Here is an 18,515-nt window from a genome sequence, read left to right as displayed (position 1 = left end):
TTTGGCGTTTATGCCGTCCGACGGGCAAACTCTTTCACTTTGAAGCCCAGCACCGCGAGCGTGGCAAAGTACGCCACCACCCCGACGCCTACCACGGCCATCAGCCGCATCAGACGGTAGGGCATGGTGCCCTGAGACCACTCCGGCATCACGTACATCATGCCGAGTAGCGCGGCAGACATCACCAGTACCGCCACGATCAGACGCACCAGGAAACTTCCCCAGCCCGGCTGCGGTGTAAAAATATCCTGCTTGCGCAGCTGCCAGTACAGCAGTCCGGCATTCAGACAGGCCGCCAGACCAATCGATAATGACAGGCCCGCATGCTTCAGCGGACCAATAAACGCCAGGTTCATCAGCTGCGTCATAATCAGCGTCACAATGGCAATTTTCACCGGCGTTTTGATATCCTGACGCGAGTAGAACCCGGGCGCCAGCACCTTAACGACGATCAGCCCCATCAATCCGACCGAGTAGGCAATCAGCGCGCGCTGGGTCATGGCGGCATCAAAGGCGGTGAATTTCCCGTACTGGAAGAGCGACACCGTCAGCGGTTTGGCCAGAATACCCAGCGCCACCGCGCTTGGCAGGGCCAGCAGGAAGCAGAGACGTAACCCCCAGTCCATCAGGCGGCAATACTCATCATGATTACCGCTGGCAAAACTTTTCGACAGCGACGGCAGCAGGATGGTCCCCAGCGCCACGCCCAGCACTCCGGACGGGAACTCCATCAGACGGTCGGCGTAGTACATCCAGGAAACCGAGCCGGACACGAGGAACGAGGCAAAGATGGTGTTGATAATCAGCGAGATCTGGCTGACGGAGACGCCGAGAATAGCGGGCCCCATCTGCTTGATGACGCGCATCGCCCCGGCATCTTTGAGATTGATGCGCGGCAGCACCAGCATGCCGATTTTTTTCAGATGCGGCAGCTGATACGCCAGCTGCAGCACGCCGCCCACGGTGACCGCCCAGGCCAGCGCCAGCACCGGCGGGTTGAAGTGCGGCGCAGCGAACAGGGCAAAGCCGATCATGCTGACGTTGAGAAACGTTGGCGCAAACGCCGGAACAGAGAAGCGGTTCCAGGTATTCAGGATCGCTCCCACCAGCGAGGCCAGCGAGATGAGCAGAATATAGGGGAAAGTAATGCGCAGCAGCTGCGAGGTCAGGGCAAACTTGTCGGCCGTATCGGCAAAACCGGGCGCGGTCACCATAATCACCCACGGCGCGGCCAGCATCCCGAGTACCGTCACCACCGCCAAAGCCAGCGTCAGCAGCCCGGAGACATAAGAGACAAAGACGCGCGTCGCGTCTTCACCCTGCTTGCTTTTATATTCCGCCAGGATAGGCACGAATGCCTGGGAAAACGCCCCTTCAGCAAAAATACGACGCAGCAGGTTCGGCAACTTGAACGCGACGAAAAAGGCGTCCGTGGCCATCCCTGCACCAAATACCCTTGCCACAATGGCGTCGCGCGCAAAACCCAGCACGCGGGAAAACATGGTCATCGAGCTGACGGCCGCCAGCGATTTTAATAAGTTCATTAACGTGAATTTCCAGAACCATACGGATTTGTAGGCCAGGTGAGCCTAAGCGCCACCCGGCAAAGCCAACAAGCGGCGCTTAGTCTAACCGGATTTCAACGAATTACTATCCGCAGATGTTACAGCGAGTTATTCGCTCATGGCCTCGCGCCAGAGCCTTTCCACAATGCGCTGCGCCATAATGGCCTGCTCACCGGACGTTTCAGGAACCGTCTGATTTTGCACGCTGGTGATAAAGTGGCGGGCACAACCGGCAAAACCGCGCTGTTCAAGCGTGCTCTGCCAGCCAGGGGCAGGCAGCGTCACCACGCCGCTGCCCTTCTCTTCCCGCCATTCACGCATGTCGGTTATGTCGTACAACGCGCCGTCGGTGACGGCCTGGACGGATTCACGCTGACTCCCCGCACGACGATGCATGCTGGTCGTGATCTGTAGATGGTCAATCGCGAAATGATGTTCGGCGTAGACCATTTCACCCTGCTCGTTCGTAAGTAGCGTGCCACTTTGCAGCTGTGCATTGCCGCTGGCGAGCCACAGCGCCGTATCCACAACGTGCAGATAGTCATCCAGCAGCGTGAAACGCAAATCGTTTGGCCCAATGCTGTCGGTACGGTGCTTATCCATCCGCAGCGAGGCGAGCGTGCCCGACTGCGCCTTCAGCTGTTGATAAAGCGGCGCAAAGCGGCGGTTGAAGCCCACCATCAGCGTCAGTTTTTTGCGCGCGGCCAGCTCAATCAGCCGTTCGGCATCCTGAACATTTTCAGCCAGCGGTTTATCCACGCAGACGTGAACCCCCAAATTGAGCAGCTCGCTCACCACCTGATAGTGGGTTGCCGTTGAGGTATGCACAAAAACCGCATCACACTCGCGGGCCAGATCCTGCAGGGAGGCAGCATACGGCATGCGCCAGGTTTCGCAGATACGTTCTGCCTTTTCTCGGGTGGGTGACCATGCCCCTTGCAGGGTCCAGTCCGTCGCCGCACCTAAAACAGGCAGCCAGGCTTTTTGCGCGATGCCGCCCAGCCCCACCACGCCTACGCGTAATTTTTTCACCGTCAGTCTCCTAAATGTGCCAGCAACGCATCCAGACGCTGTTTCAGCCCGGCGACCTCGTCTTCCAGCGCCTCTACGCGCGCGGCAAGGCTGTCATTGCTTGCTGAGGCTCCCGCGTCGCTCTCCACGGTAGCGACATCGACGTCACCGCTGAACAGATGCATATAGCGGCTTTCGCGTTTGCCCGGCTCGCGCGCCAGACGCACCACGTATGGACCGTCTTCGCGAGAAGCCAGCCCTTCCAGGGTCTGCTCGACCTCCTGCATATCGCTGAACTCATGCATACGGGAAGCGCGCGTGCGCAGTTCCCCCGGTGTCTGCGCCCCGCGCAGCAGCAGCGTGGTGATGACCGCCACTTCCGCACTGCTCAGCTTCAGGTCGCCAAATTCGGAGTTACAAAAGCGCTGTTCGTATTTGGTCACGCGGTTGCCGAAGCCGCTGACGGTGCGCAGATAGTGGCGTTTTACCAATGCATCGAGCACGTCCTGAACCTCATGCTCGCTGAGGTTCATCACCGGCTCGCGGTTGGTCTTCTGGTTGCAGGCCATGGTCACGGCGTTGACGGAGAGCGGATACTGCTCCGGCGTGGTGACCTGTTTTTCGAGTAAGCACCCAATCACGCGCGCTTCTGTACCGTTTAGCTGATACTTCATCATTTCTCCTTAACGACCTGCGGTCCAGTCCCGGGTGGTTAACGCCGTCAGAACGTGGTCGCGCCACTCTCCGTCTATCAGCAGATAGTCTTTGGCGTAACCCTCTTTCTCGAACCCTAAACGCGCCAGCAAATTGCCGCTGCGCTGATTATGCGGCATATAGTTCGCCATGATGCGATGGATATGCTGCGTGCGTTGCATATAGCGGATCGCCACCGTTAACGCCTCGTACATCAGCCCCTGCCCCTGCCATTTCTGGCCGATGGAGTAGCCAAGGTAGCAGGCGTGAAACGATCCCCGCACCACGTTTGAAAAATTGGCGATCCCGATAATCTCTTTCTCTTCAGGATCCAGCAGCGCGAAATAAAACGCGCTGCCCTGCTTGTGAAATTCCGTAATCATGCTGAGGCGCGCCTGCCAGCCGGAAGGGTAACAATGGCTCTCATCCCGAACGGGTTCCCAGGGTTTTAAAAACTGGCGATTCTCGGCGTAATAATCCGCCAGACGCCAGGCATCACGCTCATGCACCAGACGAACGACCAGCCTGTCCGTTGTCAGACGCACTTTTGGCACATTACTGCGATAGCCAAACATCGATACCACTCCTTCCCGTCACTTCTGCTTACCCATTAGCTTTACTATACCTGCGCCTGCGCCGTCTGTGAAAACAGTGACATACCATTTTGCCCTCTTTTCACACTTTTCGATGAGAACTCTCTATCAAAGCACCCTTTTGATAAAAAAATATTGTCGCGTTCAGGGGTGGGAAAAAACGCGGCGACACCGCAGAATGTTAGCGTGCTCACCATCTTATTTTCCCTGGAGGGAAAATGTCCCGCGTATCACAGGCCAGGAGCCTGGGTAAATATTTCCTGCTCGTCGATAACATGCTGGTCGTGCTCGGCTTTTTTGTCGTTTTCCCGCTGATATCGATTCGCTTTGTCGATCAAATGGGCTGGGCGGCATTAATGGTTGGCATTGCCCTGGGGTTACGCCAGTTTGTCCAGCAGGGGCTGGGCGTCTTTGGCGGGGCCATTGCCGACCGCTTTGGCGCTAAACCGATGATCGTGACCGGTATGCTGCTGCGCGCAGCAGGCTTTGCCACAATGGCGGTCGCCCAGGAGCCCTGGCTGCTCTGGTTCTCCTGTTTCCTCTCCGGTATCGGGGGCACGCTGTTCGATCCGCCACGCACCGCGCTGGTGGTGAAGCTTATTCGCCCGCAGCACCGCGGCCGTTTCTTCTCGATTCTGATGATGCAGGACAGCGCCGGGGCGGTTGTCGGCGCTCTGCTGGGAAGCTGGCTGCTGCAGTATGACTTCCGTCTGGTCTGCGCGGCTGGGGCGGTGCTCTTTATTCTGTGCGCGCTGTTTAATGGCCTGTTCCTGCCCGCCTGGAAACTGTCGACAGTCAAAGCACCTGTCCGGGAAGGGCTTGGCCGCGTCCTGCGCGACAAACGTTTTGTCACCTATGTGCTGACCCTGACGGGCTATTACATGCTGGCTGTGCAGGTCATGCTGATGCTGCCGATCATGGTTAACGACATTGCTGGCACGCCTGCTGCCGTTAAATGGATGTACGCCATCGAAGCCTGCCTGTCGTTAACGCTGCTTTATCCGATTGCCCGCTGGAGCGAACGGCGTTTTCGTCTGGAGCATCGCCTGATGGCCGGGCTGTTCCTGATGACGCTGAGCATGATGCCGATCGGCCTGGTGAACTCTCTCCAGCAGCTGTTTACCCTGATTTGCACCTTCTATATAGGGTCGATCATCGCCGAGCCTGCCCGTGAAACGCTGAGCGCCTCCCTTGCGGATGCGCGTGCGCGCGGCAGCTATATGGGTTTCAGCCGGCTGGGGCTGGCGCTTGGCGGCGCATTAGGTTACGCCGGGGGCGGCTGGTTGTTTGATGCCGGCAAAGCGTTAAACCAGCCCGAACTCCCGTGGATGATGCTCGGCGTGGTGGGCTTTATGACGCTCCTTGCCCTGTGGTGGCAGTTCAGCCAGAAACGCAGCGCGAGCGGCATGCTCGAGCCTGGCGCGTAGCCTTTCCCTCGGGCGGGAGTCCCTCCCGCCCCACTTCTCAGTTTTTTCTGCTGGTTTCTGCCCATTCACGCTGACATACTGGCGTAACAGGACAGAAGCGCCGATTTTTCGTTGAGGAACACTATGAAGAAAATTGTCTTAGCCGCGGCATTAGTTGTCAGCGGTCTGCTGGTTGGCTGTAACCAGCTCACGCAATATACCGTCAGTGAACAGGAAATTAATCAGGCGCTGGAAAAACATAACAATTTTTCTAAAGACATTGGCGTGCCGGGGCTGGCGGACGCGCATATCGTGCTCACGAATCTGACCAGCCAGATCGGACGTGAAGAGCCAAACAAAGTCACCCTGGCCGGTGACGCGGATCTTGATATGTCATCCCTGTTTGGCAATCAGAAAGCCAACATCAAGCTCAAGCTGAAGGCACTCCCCGTTTTTAACAAAGAGAAAGGGGCGATTTTCCTCCAGGAGATGGAAGTCGTCGATGCGCAGGTGTCGCCGGACAAGATGGCGCCGGTTCTGCAAACCCTGATGCCCTATCTCAACCAGTCGCTGCGTAATTATTTCAACCAGCAGCCCGCGTACGTCTTAAGCGAAGATAAAAGCAAGGGCGAAGCCTTGGCGAAAAAATACGCAAAAGGAATAGAGGTTAAGCCGGGTGAAATCATCATTCCTTTCACCGATTAACCTGAAGGGCGCTGCGGCGCCCTTTTTTTTACGGAAAAGTGTGCAAACGAAAACGTTTCCGCTTATGATTTGTGTCCGGCAAAAACAGCCATCCTTATGACTGATTCCTGACAAGCCGGAGCTTCCATGACTGCACAACCCCAGGTTCTTAAAATCCGCCGCCCTGACGACTGGCATATCCATCTGCGTGATGGCGATATGCTGAAAACCGTCGTGCCTTATACCAGCGAAATTTATGGCCGCGCGATTGTCATGCCTAACCTGGTTCCACCAGTCACCACCGTCGATGCCGCGATAGCCTATCGCCAGCGCATCCTGGATGCCGTGCCTGCGGGACACGATTTTACCCCGTTGATGACCTGCTATCTGACCGACTCGCTGGACCCTAACGAAGTGGAGCGTGGGTTTAACGAAGGCGTATTTACGGCGGCGAAACTCTATCCGGCAAATGCCACCACCAACTCCAGCCACGGCGTCACCAGCATTGATGCCATCATGCCGGTTCTGGAGCGCATGCAGAAACTGGGCATGCCGCTGCTGGTCCATGGTGAAGTCACGCATGCCGAGATTGACATCTTCGACCGTGAAGCCCGGTTTATCGAGACCGTGATGGAGCCTCTGCGCCAGCGCCTGCCCGCGCTTAAAGTGGTCTTTGAGCATATCACCACCAAAGACGCGGCAGAGTACGTGCGCGACGGCAACGATCTTATCGCCGCCACCATTACGCCGCAGCACCTGATGTTTAACCGTAACCACATGCTGGTGGGCGGGGTGCGCCCTCACCTGTACTGCCTGCCGATTCTCAAGCGCAACATCCACCAGCAGGCGCTGCGCGAGCTGGTTGCCAGCGGGTTCTCCCGCGCGTTCCTCGGCACCGACTCCGCGCCTCACGCCCGCCACCGTAAAGAGGCAAGCTGCGGCTGCGCAGGCTGCTTCAACGCCCCAACGGCGCTTGCCAGCTACGCGACCGTATTTGAAGAGATGAACGCGCTGGAACATTTCGAAGCGTTCTGCTCCCTTAACGGCCCGCGCTTCTACGGCCTGCCGGTCAACGACAGCTTCATCGAACTGGAGCGTAAAGCGAGCCACGTTGAGGAGTCCATTGCGCTGACGGATGACACGCTGATCCCCTTCCTGGCGGGCGAAACCGTTAACTGGACGGTAAAACGTTAAAAAATCAATGCCCCTTGTTGTCAAACCGATAATATACCTGTATAAATAAACAGTATATTACACAGGGGGCATTTATGCGTATTGAAGTCACCATAGCCAAAACAACTGTTCTGCCTGCCGGCGCGCTTGATGCACTGGCAGGCGAATTATCCCGCCGTATTAACAACACCTTTCCCGACAACGCGGGTGCCGTAACGGTGCGTTACGCCGCGGCGAACAACCTCTCCGTCATTGGTGCGGCGAAAGAAGATAAAGATCGCATCAGCGAAATCCTGCAGGAAACGTGGGAAAGCGCAGACGACTGGTTTATCACAGATTAATACTGCTCCCTCATTGTGTTTTTTTGCCGGGTCGCCCCGGCTTTTTTTTGTCTAAAAATACGGTAAGTTCAAATTAATTCGGCATCTTCTTTAAGAATCGTGAACAAGATGGTGTTTTATTGTTCGAACAATCCTAAAAAGCAGAAAAATGTGTTGCCACCTGTTTATTTTTCCCTTCGGAACCCTTATTACTTGGTATACTGAAGATGCTTTCAGAAAAACATGCATTGAACCTCAAAGCCGTTGTCTTCTAACACGCATTAAGGGGGTTATAATGGAAAAGAATAGTGAAGTGATCCAGACCCATCCACTTGTTGGCTGGGATATCAGTACCGTAGATAGCTACGATGCGCTGATGCTGCGTTTGCACTACCAGACCCCGAATCAACTCAACCGTGAAGAAGCGGAAGTTGGACAGACGCTGTGGCTAACAACAGACGTCGCCCGTCAGTTTATTTCTATTTTAGAGGCAGGTATTGCAAAAATAGAATCTGGCGACTATCAGGAAAATGAGTATAAACGGCACTAAGCTTATGCCCACTTTTCTCTCTACAGGCACCCTCGCGGTGCCTTATTTATTTCTCCCTTGTCTAACTCCGCGTTGTTAATTACTCTGCTAACAAAACGTCAGTTTATGAGATGCATATGAGATACGACTTAATCATTATTGGTAGCGGCTCCGTGGGTTCCGCTGCCGGTTATTACGCAACACAGGCAGGTCTGAAGGTCCTGATGATCGATGCCCACCTCCCTCCCCATGCGGAAGGCAGCCATCATGGCGATACCCGCCTCATGCGCCATGCGTATGGAGAAGGCGAGCGCTATGTCCCGCTGGTGCTTCGCGCCCAGACGCTGTGGGATGAACTGGCGAAGCAGACCGAAGAGCGTATTTTCGAGCGTACCGGGGTTATCAACCTTGGCCCGGCTCATTCGGAATTTCTTGCCGGCGTTGAGCGCAGCGCGAAAGCCTTTAATCTGGACGTTGAGAAGCTGGACGCAACGGGCATAACCGCGCGCTGGCCTGAAATTAGCGTCCCGGACGATTATATTGGCCTCTTTGAAGCCCACTCCGGCGTACTGCATTGTGAAACAGCGATCAAAACCTGGGTCGACCTTGCCGCGAAAGCCGGCTGTGCACAGCTGTTTAACTGTCCGGTGGAGGCCATCACCCATGACGAGAATGGCGTCACGGTAACGACCCTTGACGGCGACTATTCAGCCTCTCGCCTGCTCGTCAGCGCAGGAACCTGGGTCACTCGCCTGCTGCCGGAGCTGCCAATCCAGCCGGTGCGCAAGGTCTTCTCCTGGTTCCAGTCAGATGGGCGCTACAGCGCGCAGAATAAATTCCCGGCCTTCACCGGGGAATTACCGAATGGCGATCAGTTCTACGGTTTCCCTTCCGAGAAAGACGCGCTGAAAATTGGTAAACACAACGGGGGCCAGGCGATCACCTCCCCTGAAGAGCGTAAGCCTTTCGGCGCCTTTCCTCAGGATGGTTCGGAAGCCTTCTCATTCCTGCGGAATATTCTTCCGGGCGTCGGTGGCTTGCTGTATGGCGCAGCCTGTACCTACGACAACACACCGGATGAAGACTTCATCATTGATACGCTGCCCGGGCATGACAACACCCTGCTCATCACCGGGCTGAGCGGCCACGGCTTTAAATTCGCTTCCGTGCTAGGTGAAATCGCCGCGCAGTTTGCTCAGGGTATCACGCCGCAGTTTGATCTGACGCCCTTCTCACTCTCGCGTTTTAACGGATAATCCACACGGGCTCCGGACGTCCCGGGGCCCGGTTCACTCACACTGCATTACGGGGCGTTATGCGCAGGATCGTTAGCTTTCTGATGAATAATATTCGCGAGCATTTTATGCTCTATCTCTTATTGTGGGCGCTGTTGGCCATTATTGATTTTGTTTACATTGTATTTTACTGAAAAGCCTTACTGACAATAATTGACGTTAATTTATCTTTACTGAAACTCACCATTTCGCTTGCACGAAGAGATTGAATTAGCGTTAGCGATCCTTTTCAAAATTGCTGAAATAAATAAAATAAAAATCAATAGACAATTATTTCAGTTGCAATATCCCGCCTTCCCGTTCATTTTTACTTTCCGGTTAATTTGAAAATGGACATTCTGATGCAATTGCGTAACTCCTCCCGGCGCTACGGAATAATATCCATAGGTTTGCACTGGATATTTGCTCTTGCCGTCTACGGTATGTTTGGACTTGGGCTCTGGATGGTCACGCTCAGCTATTACGATGGCTGGTATCACCAGGCACCGGAGTTACATAAAAGCATTGGTGTCCTGCTGATGCTGGGCCTGGTTTTCCGCGTGATCTGGCGACATATTTCCCCACCGCCTGCCGCGCCGAAGACCCACAGCAAATTTACCCGCGTCAGTGCAGTCGCCGCGCATATTGCGCTCTATGCGCTGCTCTTCGCCATTCTGATTAGCGGATACCTTATCTCGACGGCGGACGGTAAGCCGATTAGCGTCTTTGGCCTTTTTGACGTCCCGGCAACGCTCAGCGATGCGGGCGCTCAGGCAGACACCGCAGGGGTCGTACACCTCTGGCTTGCGTGGAGCGTCGTGATCCTGTCCGTACTTCACGGGCTTGCCGCCCTCAAACACCATTTTATTGATAAAGACGATACGCTAAAGCGCATGCTTGGCCGCTCGTCAGTTGACTCTGGAGCATAAAATGAAAAAACACCTGCTGGGTATCGCCCTGGGTTCTCTGTTATTCACCGCCGGTTCCGCCGTGGCGGCTGATTATAAAATTGATAAAGAGGGCCAGCACGCTTTCGTCAATTTCCGTATTCAGCATCTGGGATACAGCTGGCTGTACGGTACCTTTAAGGATTTTGACGGCACATTCACCTTTGACGAGAAAAATCCTGCCGCCGACAAGGTCAACGTGACCATTAATACTAACAGCGTTGATACCAATCATGCTGAACGTGATAAACATCTGCGCAGTGGGGAATTCCTCAATGTCGGGAAATACCCACAGGCTACTTTCACCTCCACGGAAGTGAAAAAAGACGGTGATAAGCTGAATATTACCGGCAACCTGACGCTTAACGGCGTAACAAAACCGGTCACGCTTGATGCGAAATTACTGGGTCAGGGTGACGATCCGTGGGGCGGTAAACGTGCTGGTTTTGAAGCAGCGGGTAAAATTCACCTGAAAGATTTTAATATCACAACGGATTTAGGCCCGGCGTCTCAGGACGTGGAGCTGATTATTTCCGTTGAAGGTGTACAGCAGAAATCATAATAGATTCGCCCGGCAGGCTTTTGCCGTGCCGGGCGTTATTATCATTCCGGGTCAGGGATACCCAGTTTGGTATTCAGACGGCCGCGTGATTTATTGAAAATCTTGTTGCCGTTTTCACGTCCTGCACGACGGCGACGCTGTTCTTCTTCCGGCAGGATGCTCTCTTCGCTGCACAATTCGCTACAGCAGCCGTTAAACTTCTCGGCACAGGCCGGGCACTGAATAAACAGCAGATGGCACCCGTCGTTTTTGCAGTTGGTATGGGTATCGCACGGCGCGCCGCACTGGTGGCACTGGGCAATAACGTCTTCCGAGATACGCTCACCCATACGCTCGTCAAAGACAAAGTTTTTCCCGATAAAGCGTACCGGTAAACCCTGTTCACGGGCACGACGGGCGTACTCGATAATGCCGCCTTCAATATGCCAGACCTTATTAAAGCCGTTGTGCTTCATCCACGCGCTGGCTTTCTCACAGCGGATACCGCCGGTGCAGTACATAACGATCTTTTTATCTTTATGTTCCTGCATCATCTCAACCGCTTTGGGCAGCTGCTCGCGGAAGGTGTCGGCCGGGATTTCCATCGCGTTCTCGAAATGCCCCACTTCGTACTCATAGTGGTTACGCATATCAATGAACACGGCATCCGGATCGTCCAGCATCGCATTCACTTCCGCAGCCTTGAGATATTCGCCGACATCCGCCGGGTTAAACTCAGGATCGTCGATACCGTCCGCCACGATGCGTTCACGCACCTTCATGCGCAGCACCCAGAAGGATTTCCCGTCATCATCCAGGGCAATGTTCAGGCGTAAGCCGTCGAGGGCCGGATCGAAGTGATAAAGAACGTCGCGGAAAGCGCTGACTTTGCTTTCCGGTACGCTAATCTGCGCGTTGATGCCTTCACGGGCAAGGTAGACGCGTCCGAAGACGTTCAGGGCCGTGAACGCCTGATAAAGCGCATCGCGGGTTGCCTGCGGATCGTTGATCGTGAAGTATTTGTAGAAAGAGATGGTGGTGCGCGGTTCGGTTTCAGCCAACATACGCGCTTTTAACATCTCATTCGACACGCGGTTGTGTAACACTGGCATGGTGTACAGTCCTGGAATCGTTAGAGAGAATGAAAATCGGTCGGCATCATATAGCAAATAAAACTAATTTACATCCACACAATTTACGCTACATTTCACACACCCTGATTAATCAGGCTTAACAATTGCTGTATTCGTGCACGCTTCGAAAGCAGATATTTTGGCTACGTCTAAAAAAATGAGACACTAGCAAAACAGGACGTTTGAACACAGGAAAGACATGACCCAGTTACCAAAATTTACTGCCGCCCTTTTGCATCCCCGCTATTGGTTGACCTGGCTTGGCATTGGCTTTTTATGGCTCCTGGTACAGCTTCCCTACCCTGTAATTTTTCGGTTGGGTAAATTTCTGGGCCGTTTCGCGCAGCTGTTTATGAAGCGTCGCGCCAAAATCGCGTACCGCAATCTTGAGCTCTGTTTTCCGCAGATGAGCGAGACAGATCGTCACGATATGGTCTCGAAGAATTTCGAATCCGTCGGGATGGGGCTCATGGAAACCGGTATGGCGTGGTTCTGGCCAGACAAACGCATGGCCCGCTGGAGCGAGGTGACGGGAACCGGCATGGATCCGGTGCATACGCTTCAGGCCAACCAGACGGGCGTTCTGCTGATCGGCGTCCATTTTCTGACGCTGGAAATCGGGGCACGCATGTTCGGCATGCAGGCACCCGGCATTGGCGTTTATCGTCCTAACGATAACCCGGTCATCGATTTAATCCAGACCAACGGCCGCATGCGCTCCAACAAAAGCATGATCGACCGAAAAGATCTGAAGGGCATGATCCGCGCGCTGAAATCCGGTGAAGTGGTCTGGTATGCCCCCGACCACGACTATGGTCCGCAGGCCAGCGTATTTGTCCCCTTCTTCGCCGTTGACGAGGCCGCCACAACCACCGGCACCTGGATGCTGGCGCGGATGTCCAAAGCTGCCATCGTGCCTTTTGTTCCTCGCCGTAAACCGGATGGTTCAGGCTACGAGCTGATGATGCTGGAGCCGGAACTCGCGCCGCCGCTTGACGATGCAGAAACCACCGCGCGCTGGATGAACAGCGTTGTGGAGAAGTGCATCATGCTCGCCCCGGAGCAGTATATGTGGCTGCACCGCCGTTTTAAAACACGCCCACAAGGTACGCCGTCCCGCTATTAATCCTCATGCGGTCCTCAGGGCCGCATGCTGTTTTAGCTTTAAAAGCTCCCCCTCATTGCGGCAATCATAACCCAGGCGCATAATTAGCAGGCTTATTACTTCATGCTTCAGGTGCTCAGCACCTCATTATGCGGATTGTTATGTCACCCTCAGATGCCCCCATAAACTGGAAGCGTAACCTCACGGTTGCGTGGCTTGGCTGTTTTCTTACCGGCGCGGCGTTTAGCCTGGTCATGCCCTTCCTGCCGCTCTACGTCGAACAGCTGGGCGTGACGGGTCACAGCGCGCTCAATATGTGGTCCGGCCTGGTATTCAGCATCACGTTCCTGTTTTCTGCGATCGCTTCGCCCTTCTGGGGCAGCCTTGCCGATCGCAAGGGACGTAAAATCATGCTGCTGCGTTCGGCGCTGGGGATGGCCATTATCATGGCGCTGATGGGCGTGGCGCAAAACGTCTGGCAGTTCCTGATCCTCCGCGCGCTGCTGGGCCTGCTGGGGGGCTTTATTCCCAATGCCAATGCCCTGATTGCCACACAAATTCCCCGCCATAAGAGCGGCTGGGCGCTGGGCACGCTCTCAACCGGCGGCGTGAGCGGCGCCCTGCTGGGGCCACTGGCCGGCGGACTCCTGGCCGATAGCTATGGCCTGCGGCCAGTTTTCTTTATCACCGCCAGCGTGCTGTTCCTGTGCTTTATCGTCACCCTGCTCTGTATTCGGGAAAACTTCACGCCTGTCGCCAAAAAAGAGATGCTTCACGCCAGGGAGGTGCTGACCTCGCTTAAAAATCCCAGACTGGTGCTGAGCCTGTTCGTGACGACAATGATTATCCAGGTGGCTACCGGGTCGATTGCCCCTATTCTGACGCTGTACGTTCGCGACCTGGCGGGTAACGTCAGCAATATTGCGTTCATCAGCGGGCTGATCGCCTCCGTACCCGGCGTGGCGGCGCTGCTGAGTGCCCCGAGGCTGGGAAAACTGGGGGACCGGGTGGGTCCGGAAAAAATCCTGATCTGCGCGCTGGTGATTTCCGTCCTGCTGCTTATCCCGATGTCGATGGTGCAAACGCCATGGCAGCTGGGCGTCCTGCGCTTTTTGCTGGGTGCCGCCGACGGCGCGTTGCTGCCCGCCGTACAGACCCTGCTGGTCTACAACTCCACGAACCAGATTGCCGGGCGTATTTTCAGCTATAACCAGCCATTCCGGGATATTGGTAACGTCACCGGACCGCTGCTCGGGGCCGGGATCTCCGCCAGCTTCGGTTTTCGCGCCGTCTTTATCGTGACGGCGGGCGTCGTGTTGTTCAATGCCATTTATTCGTGGTTCAGTTTATCCCGCGCGTTACGGCCCGTGACGGAATAAGACGAACGCCTGAAGCTTATTTTCGCATTCATACTTGCAGAATCTTATATTCAGCTATTCTTTCCCTGAAACCTTCGGGAAAACAGGGAGACACTAATGACCATGTACGCTGACCTGCTCCTCGTTGATTAAGACACCGCGATGTAAGTAATGTCTTCATAAGCCACATGAGGACATCCCCATGAAGAAGCGTTTTTCCGACGAACAGATCATCAGTATCCTCCGCGAAGCTGAAGCAGGGGTCTCTGCCCGTGAGCTCTGCCGCAAGTACGCCATTTCCAACGCCACCTATTATACCTGGCGTAAGAAGCTGCTTGCCGAAGCCATGCTGGATAAGGAGGCTCTTCAGTGGCCCTGGGGCGAAAGTACTGACGACAGACCAGAAGCGGGAAGCCGTGGTATTGATGTGTGATGCGACCGGTCGCAGGATCAAGTGCCTGACCTGTGTGGACGACTTCACGAAGGAGTGCCTGACATTACCATCGCATTCGGGATTTCAGGCGTTCAGGTCACGCGTATTCTGGACAGCATTGCACTGTTTCGAGGCTATCCGGCGACGATAAGAACTGACCAGGGGCCGGAGTTCACCTGCCGTGCAATGGATCAATGGGCTTTTGAGCATGGTATTGAACTGCGCTTAATCCAGCCGGGCAAGCCAACGCAGAACGGATTTATTGAGAGCTTTAACGGGCGATTTCGCGATGAATGTCTGAATGAGCACAGGTTCAGTGATATCGTTCACGCAAGGAAAGTCATTAATGACTGGCGGCAGGATTATAACGATGTCGTCCACATTCAGCACTGAATTATCAGACGCCATCAGAGTTTGCAGCACGGTGGCGGAATGGAAAATGTGAAAGTAAACAAACCGACATTACTAACTGATGGTTGTATCTAATACGGGGGGCAGGTCAGGACGGTTATCGCATTGCCAATAACTTCATAAACAAAATCGTTAATAATATATTTTTCCATAAACTCACCTCATCTATTGTTGATGTATTTATTGTTATAGTCAGTAATTAAGTACCAAAAAACACCCTCACCATATACAGTGAGGGTACTTAATAAAATGAGGTATTAGCGATTGGCCTGAAACTTTCTTAGTACCAAACGTGTGAGCAAGAACAGTATGGTAGCGTAGATAAGTACCATCAGGATTAAGGCGATGAACCTTACCGGATCTGCATCAGCTTCATATGAACCACTCAGGCCGGAACCCAAAGTACTATAGGCGGTATCCATGACCCATTGCGTTAGTCCATTGAGAGGCTTACCGAAACTTGATAGCCACCATGCAAAGACAATACAGATACTGTATATGGCCGCATTCTTAACGAATCCTGCACTTCGCATAGTCGCTCCCCCCTTGCACATCAACATAACCATATGCCATCAATCCAGTCCTTGAACCTGGTACTTTAACCTTTTTAGTACGGAGCAACTGACTACGTACAGTATAGAAATCGGGTCGATTGACGAAAGTAATACACCCCTCAGAGAAACCAGAACCATCCGGCCTGAGTGGATGTAACCGGAAACTACCACGCGATACACCGTTAATCATTATGCTATCTGTCATGGTTTGAGCACTGAAGAGTGCAAACCATTCGGAGTGGTCATTACCTGTGATTGTATCAACGCCCCATGCCCGGATCTTATTCAATGTAGAGCCAGTTGGCCTATCAACTATCCAGTACCGTCCAGTAGGTATTGCACTGTTTGGTAAGTACGCACAGTTGGGATCATTGGTATATGGGTTTTGCCCACTGAATGCAGAGAAAGTTCCTATTCCATAGACGTGTAATTTGGCGTAGCCATTTTTATCAATGTCGTCGTATGTCATCCTCATTATTTGCATTTTGTTTTCCCTGCTGTTTGCATAGGGCGATTCTATCATGTGTCGAGTAATCGAACATCACCACTATAAGGTAGGTAAGTACGCGAAGGGATTCAACAGCCCGCAACCCTGACAAGGAGCAAGGCGACGCGTAATTACTCGCAAAGACTTTAGGTACGTAGTACCGACCCCAATCACTTTGATTCAGTACTATCATCTGTCGAGCAAAGTGAGTAATAACGCCTTGCGGGTTTTCGAGTACTGGCGTGACCTGCCTCCATCGGTAGATACATCTTGTTTATTATTCGGAGGTTTATTACTGTTATGTGGAATATGGATAGGGAGAAACATGGGAAGGATTCATGAGCTACAACTCGCTTATACTGAACAAACTTGATGCTGATCGCTACATGGCTAACCTGCTGGATAAAGCCTTGCTGGTGTTCAACAGCAAGCCGTACAACAGGCTCATTTAATATACTCTGGGGTGGAAAGGCTTTCGTGGTATAGCTCGTGCTTCCTCGACAACTACCAGGACGTATGTACACGTTTGAAGCAAGAAGATAAGAGGTTCTTGAAGGCTCTTGTAGTACTCGTAAAACATCATGACACTATAAGAGAGATGCTTGAAATCTATATCAACTATATGTTTGAAAATCTCTCAGACCAGCGCATCAGGAACATTACGTTAATCTTGTCTAAAGCAGGAGCTGGGTTTACAACTGCCACCCTTACCAAGTTTACCATTGCGTACACTATCGCTACGTTAGCGGCTTCAAGTCTTTCAATGCAAGTATCGATCTCCTCGGCACTCACCAAATGGTCAACGCGTGGTGTAGCTGCGGCGGGAATATATGGGTACGCACAGGTAGCTTCACAGGCTGCGGAACGTCTTTTATATAAACATAGTCGGTACTATAGAGATCTCTATAATCGTGATCTGGAAATGTTATACTTCCTGGTTGAACCAATAATTGATCGTGTTGACGTACACAACCAATACCAAAAAAGCGATAACGATATTGTTTCTGATATTCTTAGGATAGTACGATGAAAAAAATGTTTAGCGTGTGGTGGCAGGAATTAGTTAGGCTTGTTATGCAAGTTTATATACCTATTGGTTTAACTATTATTTTCGGTATGCTCGCCGTCACCTTTTGGGAAGATTATGCATTAATATCTACTGTTATATTCCTGATAGTTGCATTTATTGTCAGTGATCGTTTATTCAAACCAAAAAAGAAGCGTTGATATGGAATCAAGAAAAAGCCCCGCTTAATGGGCAATGCCGTTCAGTTAAGGAGCGGTTGACCGATTCTTTACCGCGGCACTATAACGGCTTCCACTACAGGGAGCCGTTTTCTTATGCCATTTCTCAACGACCTGCTCGTTTTCAGCGACGGTTCGCCCATGTCGTCTTCTGCCGCCATCGGAGATGTCAGTACTGGTGAATACCGTCAATCCAAAAACAATTAGAGCACATGTGTGGAGATCTGGAAGCGGTGTTCATAACAAAACGCCTCCAGCCATTAAGGCCGAGGGCAGTTAAGATGTCAAAAATCCGTTACGCGGTGAACTCTCGTGCCGCACCGCTTAAGTGGGCGGCATTGAATGCGTGACGTCTTATTTTCACATTCATACTTGCAGAATCTTATATTCAGCTATTCTTTCCCTGAAACCTTCTGGAAAACAGGGAGACACCAATGACCATGTACGCCACGCTGGAAGAAGCTATTGATGCCGCTCGTGAAGAGTTCCTCGCCGACAACCCCGGCGTTGAAGAAGAAGATGCTGACGTGCAACAGCTTAATATCCAAAAATACGTTCTGCAGGATGGGGATATTATGTGGCAGGCCGAATTCTTTGCCGATGAAGGTGAAGAAGGGGAATGTTTGCCGATATTGAGCGGTGAAGGTGCGCAGGCCGTCTTCGATGGCGACTATGACGAAATCGAACTTCGGCAGGAATGGCTGGAAGAGAACACCCTACACGAGTGGGATGAGGGCGAGTTTCAGCTCGAGCCACCGCTGGATACGGAAGAAGGTCAAACCGCAGCCGATGAGTGGGACGAGCGTTAATTTACGCTATTCGTAAGGGCCATGGCTGGCATCAATCGGCAGCAACAGCGTGTCGAAAATCAGCGAGAACGGCAGATCGAGCACGGTCAGGTAACGCCATGCGGAATCACGGAGATCCCATTTTACCCCCGGGTAATACTGATTACCGTGGCCTTGCCCTGGAATGGTGCGACTGATGATACTGCCGCAGCCGCTGAGCAGGCATGCCATCATGACGACGATGATTATTCTCATCTCTAACCTC

At 53.2% G+C, this 18,515-nt stretch carries 21 protein-coding genes and 1 pseudogene; 15 read left to right on the top strand and 7 right to left on the bottom strand.

The genetic code is table 11. The features are described from left to right. Positions 1-8 precede the first annotated feature (8 nt). From murJ to rimJ, 4 genes are all read right to left on the bottom strand, one after another. Positions 9-1,544 (bottom strand): murein biosynthesis integral membrane protein MurJ, encoded by a 1,536-nt coding sequence (murJ, locus tag AC0TN7_RS19645; RefSeq protein ID WP_024909009.1) that lies wholly within the window; start codon positions 1,542-1,544, stop codon positions 9-11. A gap of 129 nt (positions 1,545-1,673) precedes the next feature. Next, complete coding sequence (locus tag AC0TN7_RS19640; protein ID WP_267216712.1) at positions 1,674-2,597, bottom strand: Gfo/Idh/MocA family protein; 924 nt, start codon at positions 2,595-2,597, stop codon at positions 1,674-1,676. A 2-nt stretch (positions 2,598-2,599) separates the two neighbouring features. Further along, entirely contained in the window at positions 2,600-3,250 is a 651-nt protein-coding gene (locus AC0TN7_RS19635; RefSeq protein WP_024909007.1) for a YceH family protein, read from the bottom strand. Between the two features lie 9 nt (positions 3,251-3,259). Beyond that, on the bottom strand, positions 3,260-3,844 hold the full coding sequence (rimJ, locus tag AC0TN7_RS19630) for a ribosomal protein S5-alanine N-acetyltransferase (RefSeq protein WP_008500822.1): 585 nt from the start codon (positions 3,842-3,844) through the stop codon (positions 3,260-3,262). Between the two features lie 236 nt (positions 3,845-4,080). Here rimJ and mdtH point away from each other — a divergent pair, with 236 nt between their 5' ends. The 9 genes from mdtH to AC0TN7_RS19585 all read left to right on the top strand — a co-directional run bounded on the left by mdtH (position 4,081) and on the right by AC0TN7_RS19585 (position 10,757). Then, positions 4,081-5,289 (top strand): multidrug efflux MFS transporter MdtH, encoded by a 1,209-nt coding sequence (gene mdtH / locus AC0TN7_RS19625; RefSeq protein WP_024909006.1) that lies wholly within the window; start codon positions 4,081-4,083, stop codon positions 5,287-5,289. A gap of 123 nt (positions 5,290-5,412) precedes the next feature. Continuing rightward, positions 5,413-5,973, top strand: a complete 561-nt coding sequence (locus AC0TN7_RS19620; protein WP_045910186.1) for a lipoprotein — start codon at positions 5,413-5,415, stop codon at positions 5,971-5,973. Positions 5,974-6,099: 126 nt separating this feature from the next. After that, complete coding sequence (gene pyrC, locus AC0TN7_RS19615) at positions 6,100-7,146, top strand: dihydroorotase (RefSeq protein ID WP_032650832.1); 1,047 nt, start codon at positions 6,100-6,102, stop codon at positions 7,144-7,146. 74 nt (positions 7,147-7,220) lie between these two features. Further along, entirely contained in the window at positions 7,221-7,466 is a 246-nt protein-coding gene (gene dinI / locus AC0TN7_RS19610) for a DNA damage-inducible protein I (RefSeq protein WP_008500826.1), read from the top strand. Between the two features lie 274 nt (positions 7,467-7,740). After that, a complete protein-coding gene (bssS, locus tag AC0TN7_RS19605; RefSeq protein ID WP_008500827.1) occupies positions 7,741-7,995 on the top strand; it encodes a biofilm formation regulator BssS in 255 nt (84 codons plus the stop codon). A gap of 116 nt (positions 7,996-8,111) precedes the next feature. Further along, positions 8,112-9,230 carry an N-methyl-L-tryptophan oxidase gene (solA, locus tag AC0TN7_RS19600; RefSeq protein WP_473702362.1) on the top strand — a complete coding sequence of 373 codons (1,119 nt, stop codon included), beginning with the start codon at positions 8,112-8,114 and terminating at the stop codon, positions 9,228-9,230. A gap of 59 nt (positions 9,231-9,289) precedes the next feature. Next, the gene (locus AC0TN7_RS19595; protein ID WP_032645429.1) at positions 9,290-9,403 is read left to right on the top strand and encodes a DUF2770 family protein; all 114 of its coding nucleotides are present in this window, start codon (positions 9,290-9,292) and stop codon (positions 9,401-9,403) included. Positions 9,404-9,610: 207 nt separating this feature from the next. Continuing rightward, positions 9,611-10,177: a cytochrome b gene (locus AC0TN7_RS19590; RefSeq protein ID WP_208763753.1), complete on the top strand. Its 567-nt coding sequence runs from the start codon at positions 9,611-9,613 to the stop codon at positions 10,175-10,177. 1 nt (position 10,178) lies between these two features. Further along, positions 10,179-10,757 (top strand): YceI family protein, encoded by a 579-nt coding sequence (locus AC0TN7_RS19585; protein WP_024909002.1) that lies wholly within the window; start codon positions 10,179-10,181, stop codon positions 10,755-10,757. 41 nt (positions 10,758-10,798) lie between these two features. On the opposite strand, the gene trhO is transcribed toward AC0TN7_RS19585, so the two are convergent. Then, the gene (gene trhO / locus AC0TN7_RS19580; protein WP_024909001.1) at positions 10,799-11,848 is read right to left on the bottom strand and encodes an oxygen-dependent tRNA uridine(34) hydroxylase TrhO; all 1,050 of its coding nucleotides are present in this window, start codon (positions 11,846-11,848) and stop codon (positions 10,799-10,801) included. Between the two features lie 220 nt (positions 11,849-12,068). Between trhO and AC0TN7_RS19575 the strand changes: the two genes are divergently transcribed. The 3 genes and pseudogenes from AC0TN7_RS19575 (at position 12,069) to AC0TN7_RS19565 (ending at position 15,238) form a co-directional block, all read left to right on the top strand. Beyond that, the gene (locus AC0TN7_RS19575; RefSeq protein ID WP_157188922.1) at positions 12,069-12,995 is read left to right on the top strand and encodes a Kdo(2)-lipid IV(A) acyltransferase; all 927 of its coding nucleotides are present in this window, start codon (positions 12,069-12,071) and stop codon (positions 12,993-12,995) included. Between the two features lie 140 nt (positions 12,996-13,135). Beyond that, complete coding sequence (gene mdtG, locus AC0TN7_RS19570) at positions 13,136-14,353, top strand: multidrug efflux MFS transporter MdtG (protein ID WP_463726862.1); 1,218 nt, start codon at positions 13,136-13,138, stop codon at positions 14,351-14,353. A gap of 181 nt (positions 14,354-14,534) precedes the next feature. Next, positions 14,535-15,238, top strand: a pseudogene (locus AC0TN7_RS19565) (integrase core domain-containing protein). A 448-nt stretch (positions 15,239-15,686) separates the two neighbouring features. Here AC0TN7_RS19565 and AC0TN7_RS19560 read toward each other — a convergent pair. Next, on the bottom strand, positions 15,687-16,199 hold the full coding sequence (locus AC0TN7_RS19560) for a DUF2778 domain-containing protein (protein ID WP_343582610.1): 513 nt from the start codon (positions 16,197-16,199) through the stop codon (positions 15,687-15,689). Positions 16,200-16,743: 544 nt separating this feature from the next. Here AC0TN7_RS19560 and AC0TN7_RS19555 point away from each other — a divergent pair. From AC0TN7_RS19555 to AC0TN7_RS19545, 3 genes are all read left to right on the top strand, one after another. After that, on the top strand, positions 16,744-17,247 hold the full coding sequence (locus AC0TN7_RS19555) for a hypothetical protein (RefSeq protein WP_061715554.1): 504 nt from the start codon (positions 16,744-16,746) through the stop codon (positions 17,245-17,247). Then, positions 17,244-17,444: a hypothetical protein gene (locus AC0TN7_RS19550; RefSeq protein WP_048990092.1), complete on the top strand. Its 201-nt coding sequence runs from the start codon at positions 17,244-17,246 to the stop codon at positions 17,442-17,444. The genes AC0TN7_RS19555 and AC0TN7_RS19550 overlap by 4 nt, the downstream gene beginning before the upstream one ends. Positions 17,445-17,896: 452 nt before the next feature. Then, entirely contained in the window at positions 17,897-18,271 is a 375-nt protein-coding gene (locus AC0TN7_RS19545) for a MysB family protein (protein WP_023311118.1), read from the top strand. A gap of 6 nt (positions 18,272-18,277) precedes the next feature. Here AC0TN7_RS19545 and AC0TN7_RS19540 read toward each other — a convergent pair whose 3' ends face one another. Then, positions 18,278-18,505, bottom strand: coding sequence for a YceK/YidQ family lipoprotein (locus AC0TN7_RS19540; RefSeq protein WP_024908995.1), 228 nt, complete (start codon positions 18,503-18,505; stop codon positions 18,278-18,280). Positions 18,506-18,515 lie beyond the last annotated feature (10 nt).

Source organism: Enterobacter sp. PL_is511 (assembly GCF_055816065.1).
The sequence above is the reverse complement of the archived record's forward strand: the minus strand, read 5'-3'. Positions and strand labels throughout refer to the sequence as shown.

Bases quoted from the DNA above. Each gene is read 5' to 3' on its own strand.
- AC0TN7_RS19550 (WP_048990092.1), top strand. From the start codon at position 17,244: ATGAAAAAAATGTTTAGCGTGTGGTGGCAGGAATTAGTTAGGCTTGTT.
- AC0TN7_RS19545 (WP_023311118.1), top strand. From the start codon at position 17,897: ATGACCATGTACGCCACGCTGGAAGAAGCTATTGATGCCGCTCGTGAA.
- AC0TN7_RS19585 (WP_024909002.1), top strand. From the start codon at position 10,179: ATGAAAAAACACCTGCTGGGTATCGCCCTGGGTTCTCTGTTATTCACC.
- murJ (WP_024909009.1), bottom strand. From the start codon at position 1,544: ATGAACTTATTAAAATCGCTGGCGGCCGTCAGCTCGATGACCATGTTT.
- AC0TN7_RS19620 (WP_045910186.1), top strand. From the start codon at position 5,413: ATGAAGAAAATTGTCTTAGCCGCGGCATTAGTTGTCAGCGGTCTGCTG.
- AC0TN7_RS19590 (WP_208763753.1), top strand. From the start codon at position 9,611: ATGCAATTGCGTAACTCCTCCCGGCGCTACGGAATAATATCCATAGGT.
- bssS (WP_008500827.1), top strand. From the start codon at position 7,741: ATGGAAAAGAATAGTGAAGTGATCCAGACCCATCCACTTGTTGGCTGG.
- dinI (WP_008500826.1), top strand. From the start codon at position 7,221: ATGCGTATTGAAGTCACCATAGCCAAAACAACTGTTCTGCCTGCCGGC.
- AC0TN7_RS19560 (WP_343582610.1), bottom strand. From the start codon at position 16,199: ATGACATACGACGACATTGATAAAAATGGCTACGCCAAATTACACGTC.
- AC0TN7_RS19595 (WP_032645429.1), top strand. From the start codon at position 9,290: ATGCGCAGGATCGTTAGCTTTCTGATGAATAATATTCGCGAGCATTTT.
- trhO (WP_024909001.1), bottom strand. From the start codon at position 11,848: ATGCCAGTGTTACACAACCGCGTGTCGAATGAGATGTTAAAAGCGCGT.
- AC0TN7_RS19575 (WP_157188922.1), top strand. From the start codon at position 12,069: ATGACCCAGTTACCAAAATTTACTGCCGCCCTTTTGCATCCCCGCTAT.
- pyrC (WP_032650832.1), top strand. From the start codon at position 6,100: ATGACTGCACAACCCCAGGTTCTTAAAATCCGCCGCCCTGACGACTGG.
- AC0TN7_RS19635 (WP_024909007.1), bottom strand. From the start codon at position 3,250: ATGAAGTATCAGCTAAACGGTACAGAAGCGCGCGTGATTGGGTGCTTA.
- mdtH (WP_024909006.1), top strand. From the start codon at position 4,081: ATGTCCCGCGTATCACAGGCCAGGAGCCTGGGTAAATATTTCCTGCTC.
- solA (WP_473702362.1), top strand. From the start codon at position 8,112: ATGAGATACGACTTAATCATTATTGGTAGCGGCTCCGTGGGTTCCGCT.
- rimJ (WP_008500822.1), bottom strand. From the start codon at position 3,844: ATGTTTGGCTATCGCAGTAATGTGCCAAAAGTGCGTCTGACAACGGAC.
- AC0TN7_RS19540 (WP_024908995.1), bottom strand. From the start codon at position 18,505: ATGAGAATAATCATCGTCGTCATGATGGCATGCCTGCTCAGCGGCTGC.
- mdtG (WP_463726862.1), top strand. From the start codon at position 13,136: ATGTCACCCTCAGATGCCCCCATAAACTGGAAGCGTAACCTCACGGTT.